Raw genomic sequence first — 21,237 nt, forward strand, 5'->3', positions numbered from 1 at the left:
ATACTTATTTCCCAATAAAAAAAACCTATTAGTAAAACTAATAGGTGCAACTAATAATCATCTGCTTGCATATCGAGCTGAAACTTATATCGACTTGTCCAGGCATCGATAAAATCAGGTGCAAAGGGTCCTCTTTTTTGTTGAATCCAGCTAATTAATTTATCGACATTGCGTTTTAAAATTTTATCTATGACATCTGGATATGACATTTCCTTACGATGCAACTCATATTCATCCTCATCCAAGAGTGAATAAGACATATCGGGGAAAACTTTAATATCTAAATCATAGTCAATATATTTAATGGCATTATTATCGAAAACAAATGGTGAGCTTAGATTACAATAATAATACACACCATCTTCACGTAGCATGCAAATGATATTAAACCAGTACTCCGCATGGAAATAACAAATAGAAGGCTCTCTCGTTAGCCACGTTCGACCATCGGATTCTGTTACAAGTGTCCGCTCATTCGCACCGATAATGATATTTTTTGTGCCTTTTAAAACCGTTGTTTCTTGCCAAACACGGTGGATGCGGCCATTGTGTTTATAACTATGTATTTGTATCGTTTCTCCTTCTACCGGTATTGCCATCTTTGAAGCCCACCTTTTCGTCTATGCTACCTAAATCTAGCAGTCTCTAGTATATTATAGCAATGTGTACGCGAAAGGTGTAGTTAGAAAACCACAAATTTCCCTGCGCTTTTTTTAATTTGTACAAAATTTCGTTAATTTAAAGCAAATTTAATTATAACACTAACCCGATTGGAATTTTTTGTTTATATTCATGTATCGGAGCATGGTTTTATCAGCTACCCGAGCAGTTTCTTATCACCTGAACCGTTTTCTTATCTTGCTATATAAAAATTCAAAAGGAGCTGCCCTTTTTAATCTTTTCGATTTTAGACAGCTCCTCAGAGGTAAATGCAATTATGCAATTACAAAGTGTTATTCACCAAGATCTTGGTTCGTTTTGTTGAAGTTACCTGAAGCTTGAGCTTTTTTCTGCTCTGCTTTAGTATTTTGCTTTTGCACTTCATTAACGTCTGTTTCATAACCAAATTCTTGACTTTGACGTTGCATGTTTTTATTCGGTTGGAAATTCTGGTTGTTTTGCTTTTTCATTTTCATTCACCTCCACGCTCATTATTGTGTACCGAGGTGAATGCTTTTATGCCTACAAATTTTATATAAATATTTTTCCAGGTTAATCCTTTATTTCCTGCCAAATTTTCAGCATTGGAACGGACATTGGTAACAATTCTATTTGTTCGGGAGTCAGCCATTCGCCCTTTTCTGCTGAATTACATTTCATAGAATAGCTATTTATATGCCATGTTAAATGTGAAAAAACATGTTTAAATGTTAGCAAATTCTGTTGCGATTGAACATTCATAGCATAATCATTAATAAAAGTATCTATTGAATCTTTACCGTCCTCTAGCATTGGGAACTGCCATAGATTAGCTAGTAAACCCTCTGCTGGACGCTGCTCTAATAAAATTCGCCCTTTGTCATCTTGGCATACAAGCACATCGTATGTGAGATGCTTCATCTTCACTTTTTTAGATTTGATTGGTAATTTTTCAGGCTCGCCTTCTTGAAAAGCGGTACAGTATTCCCGAACCGGACACAATAAACACTTTGGTGAAGTTGGCGTACAAATAAGTGCACCCAGCTCCATTAAGCCTTGATTGAAGGACGAAGCATTTTCAGGATCAATTAGTTCTTCAACAGCCTCTTCAAAAATCTTTTTAGTCTTTGGAATAGCTATATCATCATGAATAGTGAGCACACGACTTAAAACACGCATAACATTGCCGTCCACTGCATGTTCGGGCTTATTATAGGCAATACTTAAAATAGCTCCAGCAGTATACGGACCTACGCCTTTTAATTTTGAAATCTCATGGCGATTATCGGGTACTACCCCACCGTAGTTTTCTAATACCTCGCGAACACCCGCTTGTAAGTTACGTGCACGGGAATAATAGCCGAGGCCTTCCCAATGCTTTAATAAGTATTCTTGTGGAGCTTCCACGAGTAATTCTAATGTAGGAAAACTTTCCATGAAACGATTGTAATAAGGAATAACTGTGTCGACACGTGTTTGCTGTAGCATCACTTCCGATACCCAAATTTTATAAGGGTCCGTTGTATGCCTCCAAGGTAAATCACGTTTCTCAACATTAAACCATTCGACTAAAGATTGTCGAAATTCTGTTACATATGGATAATTCACAGTGACCTCCAGTGTTTTTACGATTTTATTTATGGTAAAAAGAGTATACAATTAAGAAAAGATCATCTGTCTAAAACGACAAAAAGCGCCATTATTTTCTAGCTTTAAGATTTTAGCACGACAGTCTTAATAGAGAAATATCAAGTATTACGGATTATTGAAATATACATGTATGCAAATTGTACTCTATTTAGATGCATACAAGGAGTGGATATTTTTGGATTCAGGTACACATTTCGTTATGGGTATAGCCCTCGGTGGTCTTGCATTAGCTGATCCCGTTGTAGCAAGTCATTCAATGACCTTTACCGCAGTAATGGCAGGTACAATTATTGGCTCGCAGGCACCTGATGTCGATACAGTTTTAAAACTGCGCAACAACGCAATTTATATTCGACATCATCGTGGAATTACACATTCACTACCAGCAGTAGCTATTTGGCCCATCTTAATTACAGCGGTTTTAGCATTTATTATTCAAGACGCAAATGTGTTTCATTTATGGCTTTGGACATTTTTAGCTGTAGCACTTCACGTCTTTGTTGATATTTTCAACGCTTATGGGACACAAGCACTTCGACCGTTTTCTAGAAGATGGGTTGCACTTGGTGTCATTAATACATTTGATCCTATTATTTTTACACTACATTGCATTGGCATTTTGCTTTGGGCATTTGGTGTTAATCCTGTTTGGACATTTAGTATCATGTATCTCATAATTATCGTTTACTACATTTTACGATTTTCGGTTCAAAAGGCTGTAAAGAAAGCTGTGCATAATACAATTCAGGATGAAGAGTATGTTATTGTAGCCCCTACAATGCGGTTCTTCCACTGGCGTATTGCAGCAAAATCCAAAACGCATTATTATGTTGGCCGTGCTTATGGGCGAGCTGTTAATATTTATGATAAATTCGAAATAAAACCTTTGCCGAAAACGCCTCTTATTGAAATAGCATTGAAAGATCCCAATCTTGCTGCATTCCTGTCATTCTCACCATTGTATCGTTGGGAAATTTCAGAACTCGATAATGGCTTAACAGAAGTAAGATTAATTGATCTGCGTTACCGTAGTGACAATCGCTATCCTTTCGTGGCTGTCGCTCATTTAAACGAGGACAATGAGATTATCACTTCATACACAGGCTGGATTTTTACAGAAGATAAACTCCAGAAAAAATTACAAGTTGGCGCAAGTAATTAAACATCAGTAAACCCTGGCCATAATTTGGCCAGGGTTTTGTTATTGTACCATATCATCACTAGCATCAAGTAAATGTGCGTATTTGGGGTTACGTCCCGCAAATGCATGAAGTTTATCACCATAGCTGGCAATTAATTGACGCACCAAATTTTCAGTGTATTCCGCACCACGATAAGCGTAACCAGCTTTCGCAGAAGTCGATTCGAAATCACTCCATAAAAGCTCAATCCATACTCGTGCACGACCTACTGACATTTCCGGATTTTTTTCAAGTAACTCAGCTGTTAGCTTTTCAATTTTTTCATCCATTTATTTGCCCACCTTTACAGGAGATAGCATTGAAACAGGTAAAGCCTCTTGGTATTTTTCGCCCCCTAAGCGATGGCCCCATGCGAAACGTCCTTTTAAATAATCCACTTGGAAAAATTCATTTTCAGAACCGTCAATACGATACATCTCTCCAGGAATTATTGTATCTAAATCCACTAAATAAGCTGCAGCCATTAAAGCCTTGCGCTCGTATACTGCGAATTCATTAATGATGCCTAGCTGTTCCGCCTTACGTGCTTTTTCCTTAATTCTAGCTATTTCTTCACGTAGTTCATGCTCTGACATCGCAGCATAATTTCTTTCGTTCATTCCTCATTCTCCTTCTCTTCTATAAAACGATCTATAACTTCTATAGGAAAACCCTTTTGATAGAGCGCCTGCTTTATTTTCATCTTCAATTCAAAACCAGTATACTTCGATGAATACTTTTTCCAAACTTTTTCGCCTTGTACATCCAGTAGCTGTTGCCATTCATCTTCCTCTTGCTCAATCTCTATTTGACTAAGCACCTCATCAAAAACACTAAAAGAATAACCTTTTCTCATTAAAAAATCTTGAATTTTAGCTTTTATTTGAGTTGGCGTTTTCTTTTTTTCCGATCGAATGACCTTTTCAGCCAATTGTATCGCAAGCTTTACCTGCTCCCCATGACTATATGTAGCCAATACCTCATCCTGTAAGCTTTTATCAATCCCTTTTTTCATAAGGTCCTGCCTAATTGCTTTGGGTCCCTTTTTCATCGTAGCCTTTTTCGTATCGAGCAACGCCTTGGAGTAAGTTTCATCATTTAAAAAACCATACGACTTAAGCTTTTGTATAGCCTCTAAAATAACAGCTTCCCCAAATTCTAATGAGAGTAGCTTTTTCTTAACCTCATGCTCACTGCGCATTTGATAAGATAAAAAATTTAATCCTTTATTAAAAGCTTTTCGAATCTCATCCTCATAGGCAATTTCCTGAATATCAAACTCCTCCAGCACTTTGCCTTTCGTTAACCCAAATTGAATGAGAATTGCCTCATCTACAGGAAAAGCGTATTCTTCGTTCAAATATATATTATAACGTTCTGGATTGTTTTTTTGACGTGCAATCTTCGTAATAACACGCATTCGTAACACCTCACTATAACCATTATAACATTTTTCGTGGGTATTGCTTTTTAGGTATTTTCTCGGTTCGCGGGTATTCTCCTTCCGCAGGTATTTCCCTCGCTTCCGTGGGTATTCGCTCCTCTTCCGCGAATGTTTGAACACCCGCAGAAAAGCAGCTTAAATCTGCATTCATTTCACTATCTATAGAAATGAGAGACTTCCGCTAAAAAAATCAAATCCCCATCAACAAGGAACTTTTTTAATGACATCAAGTAGGATAATTTTTAAAAAAATAACACATTCTAATAAAAAAGAAAGGATGCGTTTTTATGTGGAAACAGCATATAGTAGGATCGGTAATTGCTACTTTTATTATTGCCGCGGCAATTAGCTTTAATCCATTTTCGGCCTCTGGATCTGATGAATACAACTGGGGCTTTAAGCGAGCGAAGAACGGTGAACAAGCAGAGGCTGGAGCACAGCTTGATCAGATAGTTGAGAAATATGACGCCATTTATAAAGGAAAGCCTGATAATAAAGTTGCTTATTTAACTTTTGATAACGGATATGAAAATGGGTTTACGGAAAGCATTTTGAATACGTTAAAGAAAGAAAACGCACCAGCTACCTTCTTTTTAACTGGTCATTATTTAGAAAGTGCCCCTGATTTAGTGAAACGCATGGTTAAAGATGGCCATATGATCGGCAACCATTCATATGGGCACCCAAATATGGCGAGACTAACGCCCGATGGTATGCGTAAAGAATGGAAAAAGCTTGACGATAAACTGCGTGAATTGACGGGTATTGAACGTACAACATACGCTCGCCCGCCTGAAGGTACATTTAATGCGAAATTATTAGAGGTAGGCAATGCTGAAGGCTATCGTCATATTTTCTGGTCTGTTGCCTTTAAGGATTGGGAAAGAGATGTACGACGTGGCGCAGATTATGCGTATAACGCATTAATGGAACAGCTTCATCCAGGTGCCGTAATATTAATGCATACTGTTGCGCAGGATAACGCTGAAGCGCTCCCTAGGTTTATTGCCGATGCGAAAAAACAAGGCTATACATTTTTATCCCTTAACGATTTAGTTTTAGAACATGAAGATTTCCCTGTCGCTTTGCAATCGTCTACTCCTTAGTTATAATGGGGAGATGATATTAAAAGAACAGGGACGTGGAAAGCTTGACGCAACAAACAACAATGGAAGTAGGACAAAAATTTCCTCTAATAATAAAAAGACTAGGTATTAATGGTGAAGGCGTAGGCTTTTATAAGCGTAATGTCGTATTTGTAAAGGGTGCCATTCCTGGGGAAGAAATTACAGCACAAGTAACTAAAACACAGCGAAATTTCGCCGAAGCAGAAATAGTAACGATTCGTAAAGCTTCAAAACATCGCCAAGAAGCACCATGCCCAGTTTACAACGAATGTGGCGGCTGTCAGCTTCAACATATGACATATGAAAAACAGATGATTGAAAAGCGTGATATTGTCGTTCAAGCATTAGAACGTTACGCTAAACCATTAGCTACTTCAGTTGAAGTTCGTAAAACCCTAGGGATGGATAATCCATGGAATTATCGAAACAAAAGTCAATATCAAGTACGTAAAGAGGGTAAGCGTGTCTATGCTGGGCTATTTGCAGAAGGTAGCAACAAGTTACTGAACATCAATGATTGCCTAGTGCAACATCCGATTACATCAAAAATCACGGTGGCAACACGTAAAATTTTACAAAAACTGAATATTACTATTTACGATGGTCGTACGCTTGATGGCTTAGTGCGTACGATTGTTGTACGTACAGGGATTCGTACGGGTGAAACACAAGTCGTGCTTGTCACAACACGTAAGGAAATTCCACATCTAGCCGAGCTCATTGCACGTATTAAAAAAATCGACCCAAGCATCGTATCGATCGCTCAAAATATTAATCGTGAGAAAACATCGTTAATCTTTGGCGACGAAACGATTGTCCTCGATGGTAAGGAAACGATTCACGAGGAGCTTGGTGAATTAGCCTTTGATTTATCAGCTCGTGCCTTTTTCCAACTGAATCCAACACAAACTGTTCATCTCTATGATGAAATCAAAAAAGCAGCAGCATTAACAGGCAAAGAAACAGTTGTAGATGCTTACTGCGGTGTTGGAACAATCGGTTTATGGCTAGCTGACAAAGCTAAAGAAGTTCGTGGAATGGATGTTATACCGGAAAGCATTCAGGATGCACGTAAAAATGCCCGAAACCATGGATTCAAGCATACAAAATACGCAGTCGGCACAGCAGAAAGTGTTTTAGCAAAATGGCGCAAGGAAGGATTTACACCAGATGTTATTACGGTTGATCCACCACGCACAGGCCTTGCACCAGAGTTTATCCGCACGGTGTTGAAGCTAAAACCGAAACGCTTTGTCTATACGTCTTGTAATCCTTCAACATTAGCGAAGGATTTAAATGAATTATCGAAGTTTTATGATGTAGAGTACATTCAGCCAGTGGATATGTTTGCACAGACGGCGCAGGTGGAATGCGTTGCGAAGCTTGTGTTGAAGAATAAATAATGATGAAGAAGGACGTCTTTAGCATACTCTAGGCGTCCTTTTTTAATCGTTTTAAATTATCCAATTCAGTGGCCTTCAAAATAAATACTAATGCCATGCCCTCTAAAATAAGTTCTTATAAAAGCAAAACAAGCGTCTCCTAAAATTAAGAGACGCTTGTTTTGTATTTTATTTTTCTATGTAATGCACAGCTACGGATGCATGGATTAGCCATCTTCGTTAAAGTTCTTCTATTATATAGAGATAGTCATCCAAAAGTCCAAAAATTACTTTACAAATTTTATTTGATTTTATGTTTGCTTGTCTGTATAATATCATTCTAGGTGCCAAACCTATGTGACTTGGACGGAACATCCTTGTCACGCAAAGAACGCCATAACAGCACGGATTTGCTGGGCGTTTTTTTGTTTTATGAGCGGGAAGATGAGCCCCGCTCTTTTATTTTGCCCCAAATTATACATAGCACAAAAGCTTATAAGCTAGCAATTTACTTGAGCTGTTACTTCCTCTACCTGAACTATTTGACTGACTCTCTTCTTTCCGCTTCAAGGATGATTTCAAAAAAACATTACATCGACACCATTCGCTTATTTTTATTTCGCCCAAATACTAACAAAATAATAGCTATAATTAGCAAAAGCATCGCTACTAATAAAAGGAAGCTGTAATTTACATATTCTAAATAAATGCCCCCTAAAAATGGCCCTGTTAAGCTACCGATACTAAGGGCAATGCCACAAAGCAGATTTCCTGTTGGCAGTAGCTCTTTTGGTGTTAAATCTGCCATATAGGTAATACCTAATGAAAACATCGAACCTACTAATGTACCTGTAAAGAAAAATGCTACGGCTACTGCCATTTGAGAATGCTCTAAAAAACTGGCAATCCCAAAAATAATAGCCCCTCCAAATGAGCCAATCATCAGGACATAACGTCGTCCTATTTTATCCGCTACTGCGCCAAGCGGCACCTGCGTTAATATTCCGCCAAATGTAAAGACTGATAACATAATAGGAATCATATTCACATCAAAATCTTTACGTAAAGCGTAGACCGGGAACAAAGCATTTAAAGCAGATTCTAAAAACCCATAAGCGAATGGCCCTAAAAATGCAATCCATCCAAATGCAATGGCTATTTTATAACGATGCCAGCCTCTTGCATGTAAGTCTCCCGTTAAACGCTCTGGTTTTTCATTTTGTAAAAGGAATACAAAAGCCCATGCAAATAAACACATAGCAGAGGACACAATAAACGGTAATGCTTCTGCAACTTGTATAAGTTTTACCATTAAAGGTCCAACTGCGAAGCCTGTACTAAAGGACAAGCCATAAATGGCCATACCCTTTCCTAAGCTTTTATGATCTGTGGTGCTTGTAATCCACGTTTGTGTTGCAAAGTGTAATGCATGGTCTCCTACTCCAATGAGTAAGCGCAGGACAAACCAAAAAGTCACACTTTTCCATAAAGGAAATATTAGCAGTGAAACAAACACAAATGCACCGCCAATTAATATAATCGGTTTATAGCCCCATTTTCGTAATGGCTGCTCGATAAATGGTGAGATTAATAAAGTTCCTATGTAAAGACCTGTTGCATTCAATCCGTTCAACGCGGAGGATACCCCATCACGTTCGAAAATAATTGAAATTAACGGTAAAAGCATCCCTTGTGAAAAGCCTGAAATAGATACAATCAACACTAGAATGGCAAATCTTTTTTTACTGTAATCTGAGAAGTACGTCATCTTTTCCTCCAACATACAATCATTCTTCCAAAGAACAGCATATCAAAAAGCCTTAGCGCTCACCACATGTGATTTTACGCTAAGGCCTAACTAACACTTATCTCCATTTAATTGTATAAACACGAATTTCGGCTTTTATATTGGCCGAGTACTTGTTTAAACTCCCTCCTTTTCGAGTTAGAGTCTTTTTGGATTTTTTAAATCAGCTCCTTTGCTTTTTCTTAATATTAATTTAACACACGCCCTCAATATTGTAAATATTCTGTCTATTTTTTTTTAAAAATAATCGCTAAGTCCTAGGTGTTTACCTAAACATTGAAATTTAGTCCCGAATCAGCTAAGATGGAGGGGACGAAATGAGGTGTATGTATGTCAAATCCAATCACTGATAAAAAACAGCAAATGAATTACTTAAAAGAGCGTCTTGAAATGTTTTTAGAAGTTTTAGATGCTATTGATCCTGAAACAACTGAATTAGAGGATATTGATCGTTTAATTCAAATGATGGATGATTTAGAGGACAAAATGGAGCAATTTAATGCTCGTGAACAATAATTACTAATCCATTCCGCCTTAGCGTAATTGCGTCCGGATTTTGAATTGTGCCCAGCGCAATTCATTCCTTACAAAATCCGTGACATCCACCGGAGGCTTTAGGCCAACGTGATATTGGCCACTCAGACATTCCACAGGACGTGGCGTTCTTAGACTGAGTTCTTTTCTATTTCAGTAGGTTTTAAAAAGGATCCTATCAACATCCATCTCACTACCTTCAGAATAAAAATTTGCTGATTGAAGATAAAAAAGCAAGTGGAAACTCATATCCACTTGCTTTTTATTAAATTAATAGCAATCCCAATTATATAGAACTTTACTAAAATCTTTACGGTTTAGTTCATCCTCTGTGATGAAAAAGTTGCCGACCCCGACATCCCCCCACAGAATATGATCACCTACACTGTCAATTTGAAGCAACAAAATTGTTGAATCTGTATAGTCACCATAAGCTCTTGGATCTTCCTGAGTAAAGAATGGGTATCCCCCGATTTTATGCCCTGTACTATTTAATGTTTCATAAAATGAGTCTACTAATTGATCGTCGTCTTCTATAGTAGCAAGAATCTTCGCATATGTTTTTTCACTTCTAAAGTCATTTGCTGATAATGGTTCATAGCCCGTTCCAAAGGACAATGCCATTTCCTTTTCCACAGGAAAGTATAATTCTTCTTCGTTCGCTTCAACAAATGAGAAATCTTGTACTAGCTGTGACTCATCACTAACAATATGTTCGTGGAAAACAACACGGAAGCCCTCATGATTTTGACCATTGTCAAAATCCATCCCTAGTACATCATCGTATCCATCAATATAAAACTGCAAGATTCCCTCTTTAGGGAAGTTTGGTAAATGCTTCGGAGCATCTGCAAAATTAATTTGAGCCAGTAATTTTAATGGTCGCCCTTCTGGACTTTTCGGATACTCCATTGACAGTGGAAAATACGGATCGCCAGCAAACTTACTTTCAAATAAAGAAGTTTTTCGTACTTCTGTTTCAATCAATACAGTCGGCTGTATCGTATCCTCTATTACAGTCCTATTTTGTTCAAATGCTTCAGGTAAATTAAGTAACTTCATTCTATTACCTCCTAAAGTAAATTTAAATTCATTATAGAACGAATGTTCCGTTTTAACAACCTTCATGATGATGAAACTACTGCTTATGAATAAGGCAAGAAACTTCCGTTCACCGGTAGGTTAATCATATAAGTGCATAAATCAAGTGCTTCTCGAGAAAACGGCTTCGAGTCCTACTATATTCGTTTAAAGATATTATTTATTACCCTGCTGCAATTATCTTATTACAACCTTAACAACAAATTGATTAACATAATTTAACATATAAATTTCCTCTTTTTGAGAATAGGCCTTTAATTCCGACCCCAATGAGTTGAACTCTTTTTTTCATTAGTTGAAAAGAGTATAATATACGTGGAAATAATCAAATTTTTATGGGGGGCAATACTAAATGAATATCCAAACTTTGGAGAAAAGTCTTTATGATTTAATTACTGAAACGTCTACGAATCTACCAAAAGACGTACGTCGTGCTATTAAGAAAGCTAAAGAAGCTGAGAACTCAGGTACTCGTGCGGCAATGAGCTTAGACACAATCTCAAATAATATTATTATGGCAGAAGATAATGTATCACCAATCTGTCAAGATACTGGACTACCAACATTCAAAATTTATACGCCTGTTGGTGTAAACCAATTAGAAATTAAAGCAGCTATTAAAAAAGCTATTGTCGATACTTCTGCAGATGCAAAATTGCGTCCAAATGCGGTTGATTCATTAACAGGTGCTAACAGCGGTAATAACCTAGGTGACGGTCTACCTGTTATGAAATTCGAACAATGGGAAAAAGACTATATTACAATTAAATTAATCCTTAAAGGTGGCGGCTGTGAAAATAAAAACATTCAGTATAGCCTACCTTGTGAGATTGAAGGTCTTGGCCGTGCTGGTCGTGATTTAGATGGTATTCGTAAATGTATCCTTCACTCAGTATACCAAGCTCAAGGTCAAGGCTGTTCAGCTGGTTTCATCGGTGTAGGAATCGGTGGCGATCGCTCTTCTGGTTACGACTTAGCGAAAGAACAATTATTCCGTCATGTGGAAGATACAAATCCAAATGCTGATCTAGCAAAATTAGAAGAGTATGTAGTGAAAACTGCTAATACATTTGGAATCGGTACAATGGGCTTCGGTGGTGAAGCAACATTACTTGGTTGTAAAATTGGTGTTATGCACCGTATCCCTGCTTCATTCTACGTATCAGTAGCTTATAACTGCTGGGCATACCGTCGTATGGCTGTGGACATCAATCCTCAAACTGGCGAAATTATTAACTGGCATTATCAAGAAGGCGAAAAAATTACATTTAAAGAAGATGAAGTCGCAGCAACAACAGAAGATACTACTGCAAATGTAGTAGAACTTACTGCTCCTATTTCTGAAGAACAAATTCGCTCTCTAAAAGTTGGTGATGTTGTATCAATTACTGGTCGTATGTATACAGGCCGTGACGCAATTCACCATCATTTAATGAGCCACGATGCTCCAGTTGATCTTAATGGACAAGTTATTTATCACTGTGGTCCTGTAATGGCAAAAGACGAAGAAGGTAACTGGACAGTAAAAGCAGCTGGTCCAACTACTTCTATTCGTGAGGAGCCATATCAAGGTGACATCATGAAAAAATTCGGTATCCGTGCTGTAATCGGTAAAGGCGGTATGGGACCAAAAACACTTGCTGCATTAGAAGAACACGGTGGCGTTTACTTAAATGCAATCGGTGGTGCTGCACAATACTACGCAGACTGCATTAAAGGTGTTGATGGTGTTGACCTAATGGAATTCGGTATTCCAGAAGCGATGTGGCACTTAAACGTTGAGAAGTTCACAGCTGTTGTAACAATGGACTCTCACGGTAACTCACTACATGCAGATGTAGATAAATCATCTCTAGAAAAACTTGCACTTCACGCAGAACGAGTATTCTAATAAAGAAGCAATTTCTTTCTGAAGTTAAGCCATTTCTACTACACAAATTTGAAAAGCACAGAATATTCCTATGAATATCTGTGCTTTTCATATGTTCAAAAACATTTCAAAAAGCCTTCATAATCACCCCAAACTCAATCTAATGCCACTTTTATTCCACTTTCTATCAATTGCCTTGGCATAATTGCATTCAAAATCGGCTTCGTGTTTAGGACTGCTGAAAGAAGTTAAAATCCCTTCTAATTTCTCACTTTCTTTTTTAAAATTCTTTTGTTATAATAATTCTAAATTAAAAAGATATTAATTGAAATCTATTTTCAATTAGAAAAAGTTTATAATCATTGATTTATATAGATTTTGATATTGATTTTCATTATCAGGAGGGATAAAAGTGGAACATTCTAATCGAGAAAAAATTAGTTTAATTGAGAAAATGAAAGAACACGCTGAATTAATCGCCGCCCTTATAGCAGGTTTGTTTATTTTGCTTGCATGGCGTTTAGATACTAGCGGACAAACAACAGCCTCTATTCTTTTATATATTATTGCATTTTGCGTTGGTGGATTTGCAAAAGCAAAAGAAGGTATTGAAGAAACCATTGAGAATAAGGCGCTTAACGTTGAACTATTGATGGTATTAGCCGCGATTGGTTCAGCAGCAATTGGTTATTGGACGGAGGGTGCTATTCTTATTTTCATCTTTGCTGTGAGTGGTGCTCTTGAAACATACGCAATGAACAAAAGTCACCGTGAAATTTCTGCACTCATGAATTTACAACCTGAAGAGGCTTGGCTTGTTCGTGGTGGTTTTGAACCAATGAAAGTTGCTGTATCAACTCTACAAATTGGTGATCACCTACTTATCAAGCCCGGTGAACGTGTACCGGCAGACGGCGTAATCTTTAAAGGGCAGTCTTCTATCGATGAATCTGCCATTAGCGGCGAACCACTTCCAGTAGCAAAACAGGAAGGCGACGAGTTATTTGCAGGAACAGTGAACTTAAATGGTGCCATTACAATGGAAATGACAAAACCAAATTCCGAAACACTATTCCAAAAAATTATCCAGCTTGTACAAAATGCTCAGAGTGAAAAATCTCCATCACAACAGTTTATAGAAAAATTCGAAGGTACGTATGTGAAATTCGTGCTACTTGCCGTTGCCATCATGATGTTTCTACCTCACTTTGTACTAGGTTGGGACTGGACGACAACATTCTACCGAGCAATGGTACTCCTAGTAGTTGCTTCTCCATGCGCACTTGTTGCATCTATTATGCCAGCAACACTTGCTGCCATTTCAAATGGCGCAAAACATGGTGTACTATTCAAAGGAGGCTTACACTTAGAGCATCTAGGTGCATTGCGTGCACTTGCAATAGATAAAACAGGTACTTTAACACAAGGTAAACCAACCGTTACTGATTTCATTGTTCGCGAAGGATTAGACCGTAAAAACGCACTGGCCAACCTTGCAGGTATTGAAGCTCAATCGAACCACCCACTTGCTCAGGCAATTACTTTATTCGCAAGAAAAGAAGGGATCACACAATTTCCTCAGACCACTATTAAAGATATCCCAGGTTGGGGTATTAAAGGTTACGTTAATGAGGTCGAGTACCTTGTTGGTAAACCAGATTTTGTTGGTATAGATGAGGCAAATGAATTTGCAAATGGCGTAGCAGAAAAACTCACTTCAGAAGGAAAAACGGTTATTTTCATTCGTGACAAGGATGGCATCGTTGCATTAGCAGCCTTAAAGGATACCGTGCGAAACGAAGCAAAAAAAGCAGTTTCATTACTAAAAGAACTAGGTATTAACGTTGTCATGCTAACGGGCGACAATGAGAAAACAGCAAAGGTAATCGCCAAGGAAGCAGGTGTGACAGAATACGTCGCAGAATGTCTCCCCGAAACAAAAGTGACTGAGATGAAACGACTTCTTTCTGAACATAAATTTGTGGGGATGGTCGGTGACGGCATTAATGACGCACCCGCATTAGCAACTGCCACTACCGGAATTGCTATGGGAGAAGGAACAGATGTTGCTTTAGAAACAGCTGATGTCGTTTTAATGAAAAATGACTTATCAAAAATTGCCTATGCCGTACGTTTATCACGTAAAATGCAACGTATCGTCAAACAAAACATCTTCTTCTCAATCGGCGTTATCGTTTTATTAATTGCCTCAAACTTTTTACAAGTCGTCGATTTACCACTAGGTGTAATCGGTCATGAAGGAAGCACCATTTTAGTTATTTTAAACGGCTTACGTATGCTGAATAAAAACGTCTAAAACAAACAGCCTCGTATCACAAAACGTGATCTCGAGGCTGTCCTTTTTAATATTCCTAACTATTTATTAAAGTCTCCTGCATTACAAGTTCTTTTTGCAATGCTTTTTTCTGCATCGTCGCATTTAAAACGCCACCAGAAATTACAATAATCCCCGTGAAATATAGCCAAAGCATTAAAATAATAACGCCCCCAATACTGCCATATGTAGCGGAATAATTCGCAAAATTATTAATATAAAAAGAGAAAACAAACGTAACTGCCAGCCAGCCCAACGTCGAAAACAACGCACCCGGCCAAACACTCATTAATTTCAAACGTGGATTTGTATTCGGAATAAATCTATAGACCCCTATTAATACGATGAAAATAAGTAAAGGGGGTATCCACCAACGCATTCTATGCCAGATAATTTCAAATTGCTCCTCAATGCCAACAATCGAAAATAAGAAATGCCCCACTTGTTGCCCAAAAACCGGTAAAAGTAGTGCAACAGCAAATACAACGACAAACGCTATAGTGAAAACAAGGGATAACCCTCGTTCCAATAAACTTCCCCTATTTTCTGTATCGTAGGCCTTATTCAAGGCTCTAATCAACGCATTAATCCCTTTAGAAGCAGACCAAATTGTTCCAAGCACCCCGATGGATAACAGACTACTATTACGGCTTGTTAAAATTTCATTTAATGTATTTTCAATAAGCCTATACACCTCGTCCGGCATAACATTCACTAGAAAGGAATACACTTGCGTCGTCTCTAAATTCAAATACGGTAGTAATGTAACTAAAAAAATTAATAGCGGGAAAAAAGATAATAAAAAGAAATAAGCCAATTCTGCGGCAAGAGCTGATATTTCCACTCGCTGAAAGCGGAGAATTAAATCTTGCATAAAGCCCCTTGATGTCATCACATTTACAGTGTCTTCGTCGGGCGAGACAAATGACTTCACCATCCCAACAGCTGTACGTATCGATGCTTTTTTCTTTTTCATACAAATTTCCTCCTGTACGAACAACTATTCTTTATCAGGTAAAGCAAAGGCTGCTTTTGTATCATTAATCATGCTTTCGATTGTGGAAGGTAATTCTTTAAATTCATCCACTTTTTCAGCAATCGCATTTACATTTTCTGACACACCTTCACATAGCACTTTAGCGGCTAATACTTTTTCCTCAACTAACACTTGTAATTCCTCTCGATTGGCTGCATAATACGTGATTGCTTCTTTCATCTGTTTTGTTGTAGCTATTGTTTTTTCACGCGTTGTACGGTCTAACATGCTCAATGCAGCACCAACTGCAGCACCAACTACGATGGATGCTAATAATTTACTTCGTCCCATATTAAATACCCCCTGCTTGGTAAATGTATATTCCTTTAGAACAATTAAGACTCATCATCAAAAGTTAGGGATGATTTTGTATACAAGTTGATTGGAGTGGTGACTGGACGTCCCCCAAGAAACTTTGCTCTGCGCGAAAGCGAATCATCCCCAGTCGGAACAGAAATCAACCCTACGTTATGGTGATGAACCATAATTAAACTATCACTGCCCTTATTCTACCCAATAACAGTCTATTTTTAAAGCAATGCCCAAATCAGTGTTGACATTTTTTTTATTCAATGAAATGATATTTCCGAGGATTATGAAAGGTAGGTTTAAATAATGGATTTATCAGTACCGTCAAAAGAGAACGTTATTTATATGGTTGATCAAATGAAAGAAAAGCTTCGTATGGTGAATGTCGATGCAATGAAATCGGAAAATTTCAATGAAGCTGATTACGAAGATCTTGTTTATTTATACGAAATGGTCATGAAGCGTGATACATTTAGTCCAAGCGAAATGCAGGCTATCGTTGCTGAATTAGGCGCTTTACGCAAATAAATAGGATTTTGTAAATAAAAAGCTATTAGCAATACGGCATCAGAGCCTGTTACTAATAGCTTTTTTCTATTTTGCTTTTTTTGCAGCAGTACCATCCTCAGTTATAAGAGGTTGTATTAACACTTCTACACGACGGTTTTTAGAACGTCCTTCTGCAGAATCATTTGGTGCAATGGCACGGTTTTCACCGAAACCTTGTGTACTAAAGTTTCGACGATCTAACGCCGAGTTACTGTTTATTAAAATTTCTGCAAAGTTCACTGCACGCAATGCTGAGAGTTGTAAGTTAGAAGTGAAGTTAGGACCAGCTGGAACATTATCCGTATGACCCGTAATCACAATACTACGTGGTGGATTAGAAACTAATACATCTGAAAGCTCTTTAGCTATCGCATTATATTCTGGTTTAATCTCTGCTTTCCCTGGATCAAACAAAATACTATCACGAATTGTTACAAGTAAACCCTCATCAGTCATTGCTGTTGCAAATTGACCTTCCATCTCATTAACTGCGATAAAATTATCAACACTATCTTTAATTTCAGCTAACTCCTTCTGATCCTTTAAATACGCGGAGTTTTGAGCTTGTTGTGGTGTTTTGTCACTTTCTGCATTTGGACTTTGTATCGGTGCAGGCTGCTCTAAAAAGCCTGTACCACCATCAAATACTTGATTAAACACTTGTGACATTCTCTCTAGCTTGTCTTGATCTACCGAACTGGATGCAAACAATATGATAAATACAGCTAATAGCAATGTTAAAATATCTGCATACGGAACTAACCAAGACTCATCGATATGCTCATCATGCTTTTTTTTCTTAGCTTTCTTTGCCAAGGCCGCCCGCCCCGCTTTCATCAGAAATTTGACGACGTTCTTCCATTGTTAAGTAAGAAGATAATTTTTGTTCGATAACACGCGGCGCCTCCCCTTCTAAGACAGATAGGATGCCTTCAATCATCATTCTTTTTTGCTTAACTTCGATAGCAGATTTACGTTTTAATTTATTCGCAAATGGATGCCATAAAACATAACCTGTAAAAATACCTAGTAATGTAGCCATAAAAGCAGCTGAAATAGCATGTCCTAGCTTTTCTATGTCATTCATATCTGCTAACGCGGCGATTAAACCTACTACCGCACCAAGTACCCCTAAAGTCGGGGCATATGTACCAGCTTGTGTAAAGATTGCAGAACCACTAGCATGACGTTCTTCCATTGCTTCGACTTCTTCTGTTAGGACGTCACGAATATAATCCGCATTTTGACCATCAATTGCTAACGTAAGTCCATTTTTCAAAAATGGGTCTTCAATTTCTGAAGCTTTACTTTCAAGCGCTAACAGACCTTCACGGCGAGCTAAATCAGCCCATTGTGAAAACATCTTAATAATCTCAATATCATCTGCTAATTTTGTTTCTTTAAAAAGAATTTTAAATAGCTTTGGTACACGCTTTAACTCCTTCATTGGGAAGGCAATTGTTACTGCGGAAATTGTACCGAAGATGATAATTAAAATGGCAGCTGGGTTATAAAACGCACTTAAACTTACACCCTTTAGTACCATTCCTGTTAATAGCGCTACTAGCGCAAGTATTAACCCTACAATCGACGATATATCCATTCTAGAACCTCCAAATCTCCTATTAAGCTTTATTTCGTCCTTTTTTCCATAATTTTAATATAGTATAAATGTATTTCACATTTTTTTCGATGTAATAAATACTTTTTATTCACTTTCCGACGATATTTGATTATATTGAATTAAGAATAATACATTAAATTGTCTTTATTTGAAATTACTTAAGAATTTGTTATTATCCTTCAACACAAAATTATCAAAAAATGCTGAACGTGTCGCAAAAGAAGGAGTAAATACCCAAAAATATCAATTTTACTATATAAGCTATTCGACGGATAATCAAAACCAGCTTCAGATATTTATTATAACTTTATAGAAAAATAGTGTAAAACAACTGTTTACCGATGTGTCAGACGATACTTTTTTTCACGCTCACACTTAAAGTACTCCTAAAGAATCATTTATTTTTTTCCTCTATTTAATCAAATATACCTCAACATAATTGCGCCTTGATTCGGCTTTGTACTTGGGCAAAAAAACTCCTTTCACCACCTAAAGACACGGAAATACCTATTTCAAATTCTTGTTTATTATTTTTGATGAAAATGCCTCTAATCAATTCGTTATTGAGAATGCTGCCTATTATTTTCATATAGAAGGTAGGAAGAGAATGTAAGAGCTATTGAAGAATTAGCTAAATCTAAGCTTGTCACATGGCTTTACGATCAGTTTTGAGATAAATGAGTATAAATAACATTACTGCGGATAGGTAAAAAAGAATCTGTTCGTTGTGATAAAAACTAGGGATTTCAAGTATTTTATACCTACTATTTTTTGTCCAGACTAGGTATCTTATGGTTGTCATAAATTCTCCTTAGATTTTCCTAGTAACCTATTGTATAATTACTTTAGATATTATTTTAGATTATTTTAGTAGAGAGGAGCTTTCATTATGTTCATTACGACTGTACTAGGTTTTTCGGTTGTTTTACTAATTGCTACGGCATTCTTCATCCACTACTTACAAGTTGGTTTAGATACTAAGTCTTCAGTAACTGTAGATCCAAAACCAAGTGAAAAATTCTAATCTATCTATAAAAAACAGCTACATAACGTAGCTGTTTTTTATTTTTTCAATTATTTCGTTTCGCTTAAAGATAACTAAACTTCTTTTTTTTCGTAAAAATATTGCGTGAATATTGTCATTATTATTTGCATATTGATCATTTTGCTCTAAAATATTTGTAGGGAAGGGAGCAATCTTTCATGACAATGTTACAAGATATTCTTAAGTTTAATGAAGATTTCGTTCAAGAAAAAAAATATGAGCCTTTTATTACAACAAAGTATCCTGATAAACGCATCGTTGTGTTATCTTGTATGGATACTCGCCTTGTAGAGCTGTTACCTAAAGCTATGAATTTACGTAATGGTGATGTAAAAATCGTTAAAAGTGCCGGGGCATTAGTTAGTCATCCTTTTGGTGCAATTATGCGTAGTTTACTTGTAGCTGTTTATGAACTACAAGCAGATGAAGTGTATGTTGTCGGGCATTACGACTGCGGCATGAGCGCAGTTGACCCAGAAGCAATGCTAAGTAAAATGGTTGCTAGAGGAATTAACCCTGAAACTATCAAAACGGTAGAAAATTCAGGTCTCGATTTAAAAGAGTTTTTACGTGGCTTTGGCGACGTAGCAACAAGTGTTAAGAAAAGCGTAGATACAATTCGCAATCACCCGTTAATGGTGAAAGATGTGCCCGTTCATGGATTAGTAGTTGATCCAAATACAGGTCGCCTTGACTTAATCATAGACGGTAGTAAACAATAGTAAAAATAAGAAGCGTCTATCCTTCATTACTTGAAAGATGGACGCTTCTTTTTATTCGTTCTCTAAACGTGCATACATGTAATGATCCACCCATTGGCCATTAATGTACAGCAGCTTTCTCAAAAGGCCTTCTTGCTGAAACCCGGACTTTTCTAAAACACGGATAGAAGGATTATTTTGTGTCGAAACATAAGCCTCTACACGATGTAAGCCTACTTGCTCGAATGCAAATTGCACGACCATATTAACCGCTTCTGTTACGATCCCTTTCCCCACATAAATTTCATCCATCGCATAGCCAACAAATGCACTGGAATACGGTAAACGTTTTACTGCATAAAGAGCAATATGTCCTATTAGATTATTTGTACCCGGCTCAAAAATACCGAAAGTAAACTCCCTCTTTGAGTCCATTAAGTATAAGCTTTCTTGAATTTTTTTATATTGAGCATTAATTGTATAATATTCAGGTCGTTGTAACGGTTCGTATGTAGACCAAAAATATTTATTGCGGCTTACGAGATCAGTTAAACTTTGTGCATCTTTTTCAAAAAATGTGCGAATGTAGCATTTCTCCCCCTGAATTGATACCACATTTTCACCCTTTTTCCTCAATAGTTTCCAAATTTTAAGCACCATTTCTCCACACTAACCTTCCGATAATTGTCAATACGTTTTTAATGCCTGCGTTCATTTTATCAATGGTTAACAAACGATTTGTAAATATTTATCACAACGTGTGATTAATGTCCGTTCCGACTGGGCGCTCCGATGTTGGTCACGGAGGCGTTATCACAGGATGTGATGCTTTTAGCCTCCGTTCCTTTTTTGCTGATCCCTAAGGAGTCGCCCAGTTGTAACGAAGATCAACTTATATATGGT

Annotated in this window: 22 protein-coding genes; 9 read left to right on the top strand and 13 right to left on the bottom strand. The window is 37.3% G+C overall.

The genetic code is table 11. The features are described from left to right. Positions 1-50 precede the first annotated feature (50 nt). From ntdP to mutY, 3 genes are all read right to left on the bottom strand, one after another. Positions 51-599, bottom strand: a complete 549-nt coding sequence (ntdP, locus tag AC3WSO_RS21145; RefSeq protein ID WP_349661097.1) for a nucleoside tri-diphosphate phosphatase — start codon at positions 597-599, stop codon at positions 51-53. A gap of 354 nt (positions 600-953) precedes the next feature. Further along, on the bottom strand, positions 954-1,130 hold the full coding sequence (locus AC3WSO_RS21150) for a gamma-type small acid-soluble spore protein (protein WP_492533440.1): 177 nt from the start codon (positions 1,128-1,130) through the stop codon (positions 954-956). An 82-nt stretch (positions 1,131-1,212) separates the two neighbouring features. After that, positions 1,213-2,247 (bottom strand): A/G-specific adenine glycosylase, encoded by a 1,035-nt coding sequence (gene mutY, locus AC3WSO_RS21155; protein WP_492533442.1) that lies wholly within the window; start codon positions 2,245-2,247, stop codon positions 1,213-1,215. 217 nt (positions 2,248-2,464) lie between these two features. On the opposite strand from mutY, the gene AC3WSO_RS21160 reads away from it, so the two are divergent. Then, positions 2,465-3,451, top strand: a complete 987-nt coding sequence (locus AC3WSO_RS21160; RefSeq protein ID WP_492533443.1) for a metal-dependent hydrolase — start codon at positions 2,465-2,467, stop codon at positions 3,449-3,451. Between the two features lie 39 nt (positions 3,452-3,490). Here AC3WSO_RS21160 and AC3WSO_RS21165 read toward each other — a convergent pair whose 3' ends face one another. The 3 genes from AC3WSO_RS21165 to recX are packed head-to-tail and all read right to left on the bottom strand — an operon-like array spanning position 3,491 to position 4,890. Then, positions 3,491-3,760 (bottom strand): YfhJ family protein, encoded by a 270-nt coding sequence (locus tag AC3WSO_RS21165; RefSeq protein ID WP_492533445.1) that lies wholly within the window; start codon positions 3,758-3,760, stop codon positions 3,491-3,493. After that, entirely contained in the window at positions 3,761-4,090 is a 330-nt protein-coding gene (locus AC3WSO_RS21170; protein ID WP_492533447.1) for a YfhH family protein, read from the bottom strand. It lies immediately after the preceding gene. Beyond that, positions 4,087-4,890, bottom strand: coding sequence for a recombination regulator RecX (gene recX / locus AC3WSO_RS21175; protein ID WP_492533448.1), 804 nt, complete (start codon positions 4,888-4,890; stop codon positions 4,087-4,089). The genes AC3WSO_RS21170 and recX overlap by 4 nt, the downstream gene beginning before the upstream one ends. Positions 4,891-5,201: 311 nt before the next feature. Here recX and AC3WSO_RS21180 point away from each other — a divergent pair, with 311 nt between their 5' ends. Beyond that, positions 5,202-6,020 carry a polysaccharide deacetylase family protein gene (locus tag AC3WSO_RS21180; RefSeq protein WP_492533450.1) on the top strand — a complete coding sequence of 273 codons (819 nt, stop codon included), beginning with the start codon at positions 5,202-5,204 and terminating at the stop codon, positions 6,018-6,020. 44 nt (positions 6,021-6,064) lie between these two features. Then, the gene (rlmD, locus tag AC3WSO_RS21185) at positions 6,065-7,444 is read left to right on the top strand and encodes a 23S rRNA (uracil(1939)-C(5))-methyltransferase RlmD (protein WP_492533452.1); all 1,380 of its coding nucleotides are present in this window, start codon (positions 6,065-6,067) and stop codon (positions 7,442-7,444) included. Positions 7,445-8,012: 568 nt separating this feature from the next. On the opposite strand, the gene AC3WSO_RS21190 is transcribed toward rlmD, so the two are convergent. Further along, a complete protein-coding gene (locus AC3WSO_RS21190) occupies positions 8,013-9,191 on the bottom strand; it encodes an MFS transporter (RefSeq protein ID WP_492533453.1) in 1,179 nt (392 codons plus the stop codon). Positions 9,192-9,560: 369 nt separating this feature from the next. Here AC3WSO_RS21190 and AC3WSO_RS21195 point away from each other — a divergent pair, with 369 nt between their 5' ends. Then, positions 9,561-9,746, top strand: a complete 186-nt coding sequence (locus AC3WSO_RS21195) for an SE1561 family protein (RefSeq protein ID WP_049668848.1) — start codon at positions 9,561-9,563, stop codon at positions 9,744-9,746. A gap of 288 nt (positions 9,747-10,034) precedes the next feature. On the opposite strand, the gene AC3WSO_RS21200 is transcribed toward AC3WSO_RS21195, so the two are convergent. Further along, positions 10,035-10,826 carry a YwqG family protein gene (locus AC3WSO_RS21200; protein ID WP_492533454.1) on the bottom strand — a complete coding sequence of 264 codons (792 nt, stop codon included), beginning with the start codon at positions 10,824-10,826 and terminating at the stop codon, positions 10,035-10,037. 391 nt (positions 10,827-11,217) lie between these two features. Between AC3WSO_RS21200 and AC3WSO_RS21205 the strand changes: the two genes are divergently transcribed. After that, positions 11,218-12,756, top strand: a complete 1,539-nt coding sequence (locus tag AC3WSO_RS21205) for a fumarate hydratase (RefSeq protein ID WP_492533455.1) — start codon at positions 11,218-11,220, stop codon at positions 12,754-12,756. A 391-nt stretch (positions 12,757-13,147) separates the two neighbouring features. Then, a complete protein-coding gene (locus tag AC3WSO_RS21210; RefSeq protein WP_492533457.1) occupies positions 13,148-15,052 on the top strand; it encodes a heavy metal translocating P-type ATPase in 1,905 nt (634 codons plus the stop codon). Between the two features lie 55 nt (positions 15,053-15,107). Here AC3WSO_RS21210 and AC3WSO_RS21215 read toward each other — a convergent pair whose 3' ends face one another. After that, positions 15,108-16,046, bottom strand: a complete 939-nt coding sequence (locus tag AC3WSO_RS21215; RefSeq protein WP_492533459.1) for a YihY/virulence factor BrkB family protein — start codon at positions 16,044-16,046, stop codon at positions 15,108-15,110. Positions 16,047-16,070: 24 nt separating this feature from the next. Further along, positions 16,071-16,397 carry a YtxH domain-containing protein gene (locus tag AC3WSO_RS21220; protein WP_197143553.1) on the bottom strand — a complete coding sequence of 109 codons (327 nt, stop codon included), beginning with the start codon at positions 16,395-16,397 and terminating at the stop codon, positions 16,071-16,073. A 324-nt stretch (positions 16,398-16,721) separates the two neighbouring features. Here AC3WSO_RS21220 and AC3WSO_RS21225 point away from each other — a divergent pair, with 324 nt between their 5' ends. Continuing rightward, positions 16,722-16,943 carry a DUF1128 domain-containing protein gene (locus tag AC3WSO_RS21225; protein WP_079562713.1) on the top strand — a complete coding sequence of 74 codons (222 nt, stop codon included), beginning with the start codon at positions 16,722-16,724 and terminating at the stop codon, positions 16,941-16,943. A 66-nt stretch (positions 16,944-17,009) separates the two neighbouring features. On the opposite strand, the gene motB is transcribed toward AC3WSO_RS21225, so the two are convergent. Both motB and motA read right to left on the bottom strand, forming a co-directional pair. Then, positions 17,010-17,780: a flagellar motor protein MotB gene (gene motB / locus AC3WSO_RS21230; protein WP_492533460.1), complete on the bottom strand. Its 771-nt coding sequence runs from the start codon at positions 17,778-17,780 to the stop codon at positions 17,010-17,012. Continuing rightward, on the bottom strand, positions 17,764-18,567 hold the full coding sequence (gene motA, locus AC3WSO_RS21235) for a flagellar motor stator protein MotA (RefSeq protein ID WP_079562711.1): 804 nt from the start codon (positions 18,565-18,567) through the stop codon (positions 17,764-17,766). The genes motB and motA overlap by 17 nt, the downstream gene beginning before the upstream one ends. 910 nt (positions 18,568-19,477) lie before the next feature. On the opposite strand from motA, the gene AC3WSO_RS21240 reads away from it, so the two are divergent. Together AC3WSO_RS21240 and AC3WSO_RS21245 are read left to right on the top strand one after the other, a co-directional pair. Further along, complete coding sequence (locus AC3WSO_RS21240) at positions 19,478-19,612, top strand: hypothetical protein (protein ID WP_276569504.1); 135 nt, start codon at positions 19,478-19,480, stop codon at positions 19,610-19,612. 179 nt (positions 19,613-19,791) lie between these two features. Further along, positions 19,792-20,355: a beta-class carbonic anhydrase gene (locus AC3WSO_RS21245; protein ID WP_427484247.1), complete on the top strand. Its 564-nt coding sequence runs from the start codon at positions 19,792-19,794 to the stop codon at positions 20,353-20,355. 51 nt (positions 20,356-20,406) lie between these two features. Here the strand turns inward: AC3WSO_RS21245 and AC3WSO_RS21250 are convergent, their stop codons facing one another. After that, a complete protein-coding gene (locus AC3WSO_RS21250) occupies positions 20,407-20,994 on the bottom strand; it encodes a GNAT family N-acetyltransferase (RefSeq protein WP_492533461.1) in 588 nt (195 codons plus the stop codon). Between the last annotated feature and the right edge of the window lie 243 nt (positions 20,995-21,237).

This window comes from Lysinibacillus sp. EB106-09-02-XG168, from assembly GCF_058791475.1.

Coding starts and splice junctions, on each gene's coding strand:
- AC3WSO_RS21250 (WP_492533461.1), bottom strand. CDS start 20,994: ATGGTGCTTAAAATTTGGAAACTATTGAGGAAAAAGGGTGAAAATGTG.
- AC3WSO_RS21165 (WP_492533445.1), bottom strand. CDS start 3,760: ATGGATGAAAAAATTGAAAAGCTAACAGCTGAGTTACTTGAAAAAAAT.
- AC3WSO_RS21205 (WP_492533455.1), top strand. CDS start 11,218: ATGAATATCCAAACTTTGGAGAAAAGTCTTTATGATTTAATTACTGAA.
- AC3WSO_RS21240 (WP_276569504.1), top strand. CDS start 19,478: ATGTTCATTACGACTGTACTAGGTTTTTCGGTTGTTTTACTAATTGCT.
- AC3WSO_RS21215 (WP_492533459.1), bottom strand. CDS start 16,046: ATGAAAAAGAAAAAAGCATCGATACGTACAGCTGTTGGGATGGTGAAG.
- AC3WSO_RS21195 (WP_049668848.1), top strand. CDS start 9,561: ATGTCAAATCCAATCACTGATAAAAAACAGCAAATGAATTACTTAAAA.
- motA (WP_079562711.1), bottom strand. CDS start 18,567: ATGGATATATCGTCGATTGTAGGGTTAATACTTGCGCTAGTAGCGCTA.
- AC3WSO_RS21150 (WP_492533440.1), bottom strand. CDS start 1,130: ATGAAAAAGCAAAACAACCAGAATTTCCAACCGAATAAAAACATGCAA.
- AC3WSO_RS21170 (WP_492533447.1), bottom strand. CDS start 4,090: ATGAACGAAAGAAATTATGCTGCGATGTCAGAGCATGAACTACGTGAA.
- AC3WSO_RS21180 (WP_492533450.1), top strand. CDS start 5,202: ATGTGGAAACAGCATATAGTAGGATCGGTAATTGCTACTTTTATTATT.
- ntdP (WP_349661097.1), bottom strand. CDS start 599: ATGGCAATACCGGTAGAAGGAGAAACGATACAAATACATAGTTATAAA.
- recX (WP_492533448.1), bottom strand. CDS start 4,890: ATGCGTGTTATTACGAAGATTGCACGTCAAAAAAACAATCCAGAACGT.
- AC3WSO_RS21220 (WP_197143553.1), bottom strand. CDS start 16,397: ATGGGACGAAGTAAATTATTAGCATCCATCGTAGTTGGTGCTGCAGTT.
- AC3WSO_RS21245 (WP_427484247.1), top strand. CDS start 19,792: ATGACAATGTTACAAGATATTCTTAAGTTTAATGAAGATTTCGTTCAA.
- AC3WSO_RS21200 (WP_492533454.1), bottom strand. CDS start 10,826: ATGAAGTTACTTAATTTACCTGAAGCATTTGAACAAAATAGGACTGTA.
- AC3WSO_RS21190 (WP_492533453.1), bottom strand. CDS start 9,191: ATGACGTACTTCTCAGATTACAGTAAAAAAAGATTTGCCATTCTAGTG.
- AC3WSO_RS21225 (WP_079562713.1), top strand. CDS start 16,722: ATGGATTTATCAGTACCGTCAAAAGAGAACGTTATTTATATGGTTGAT.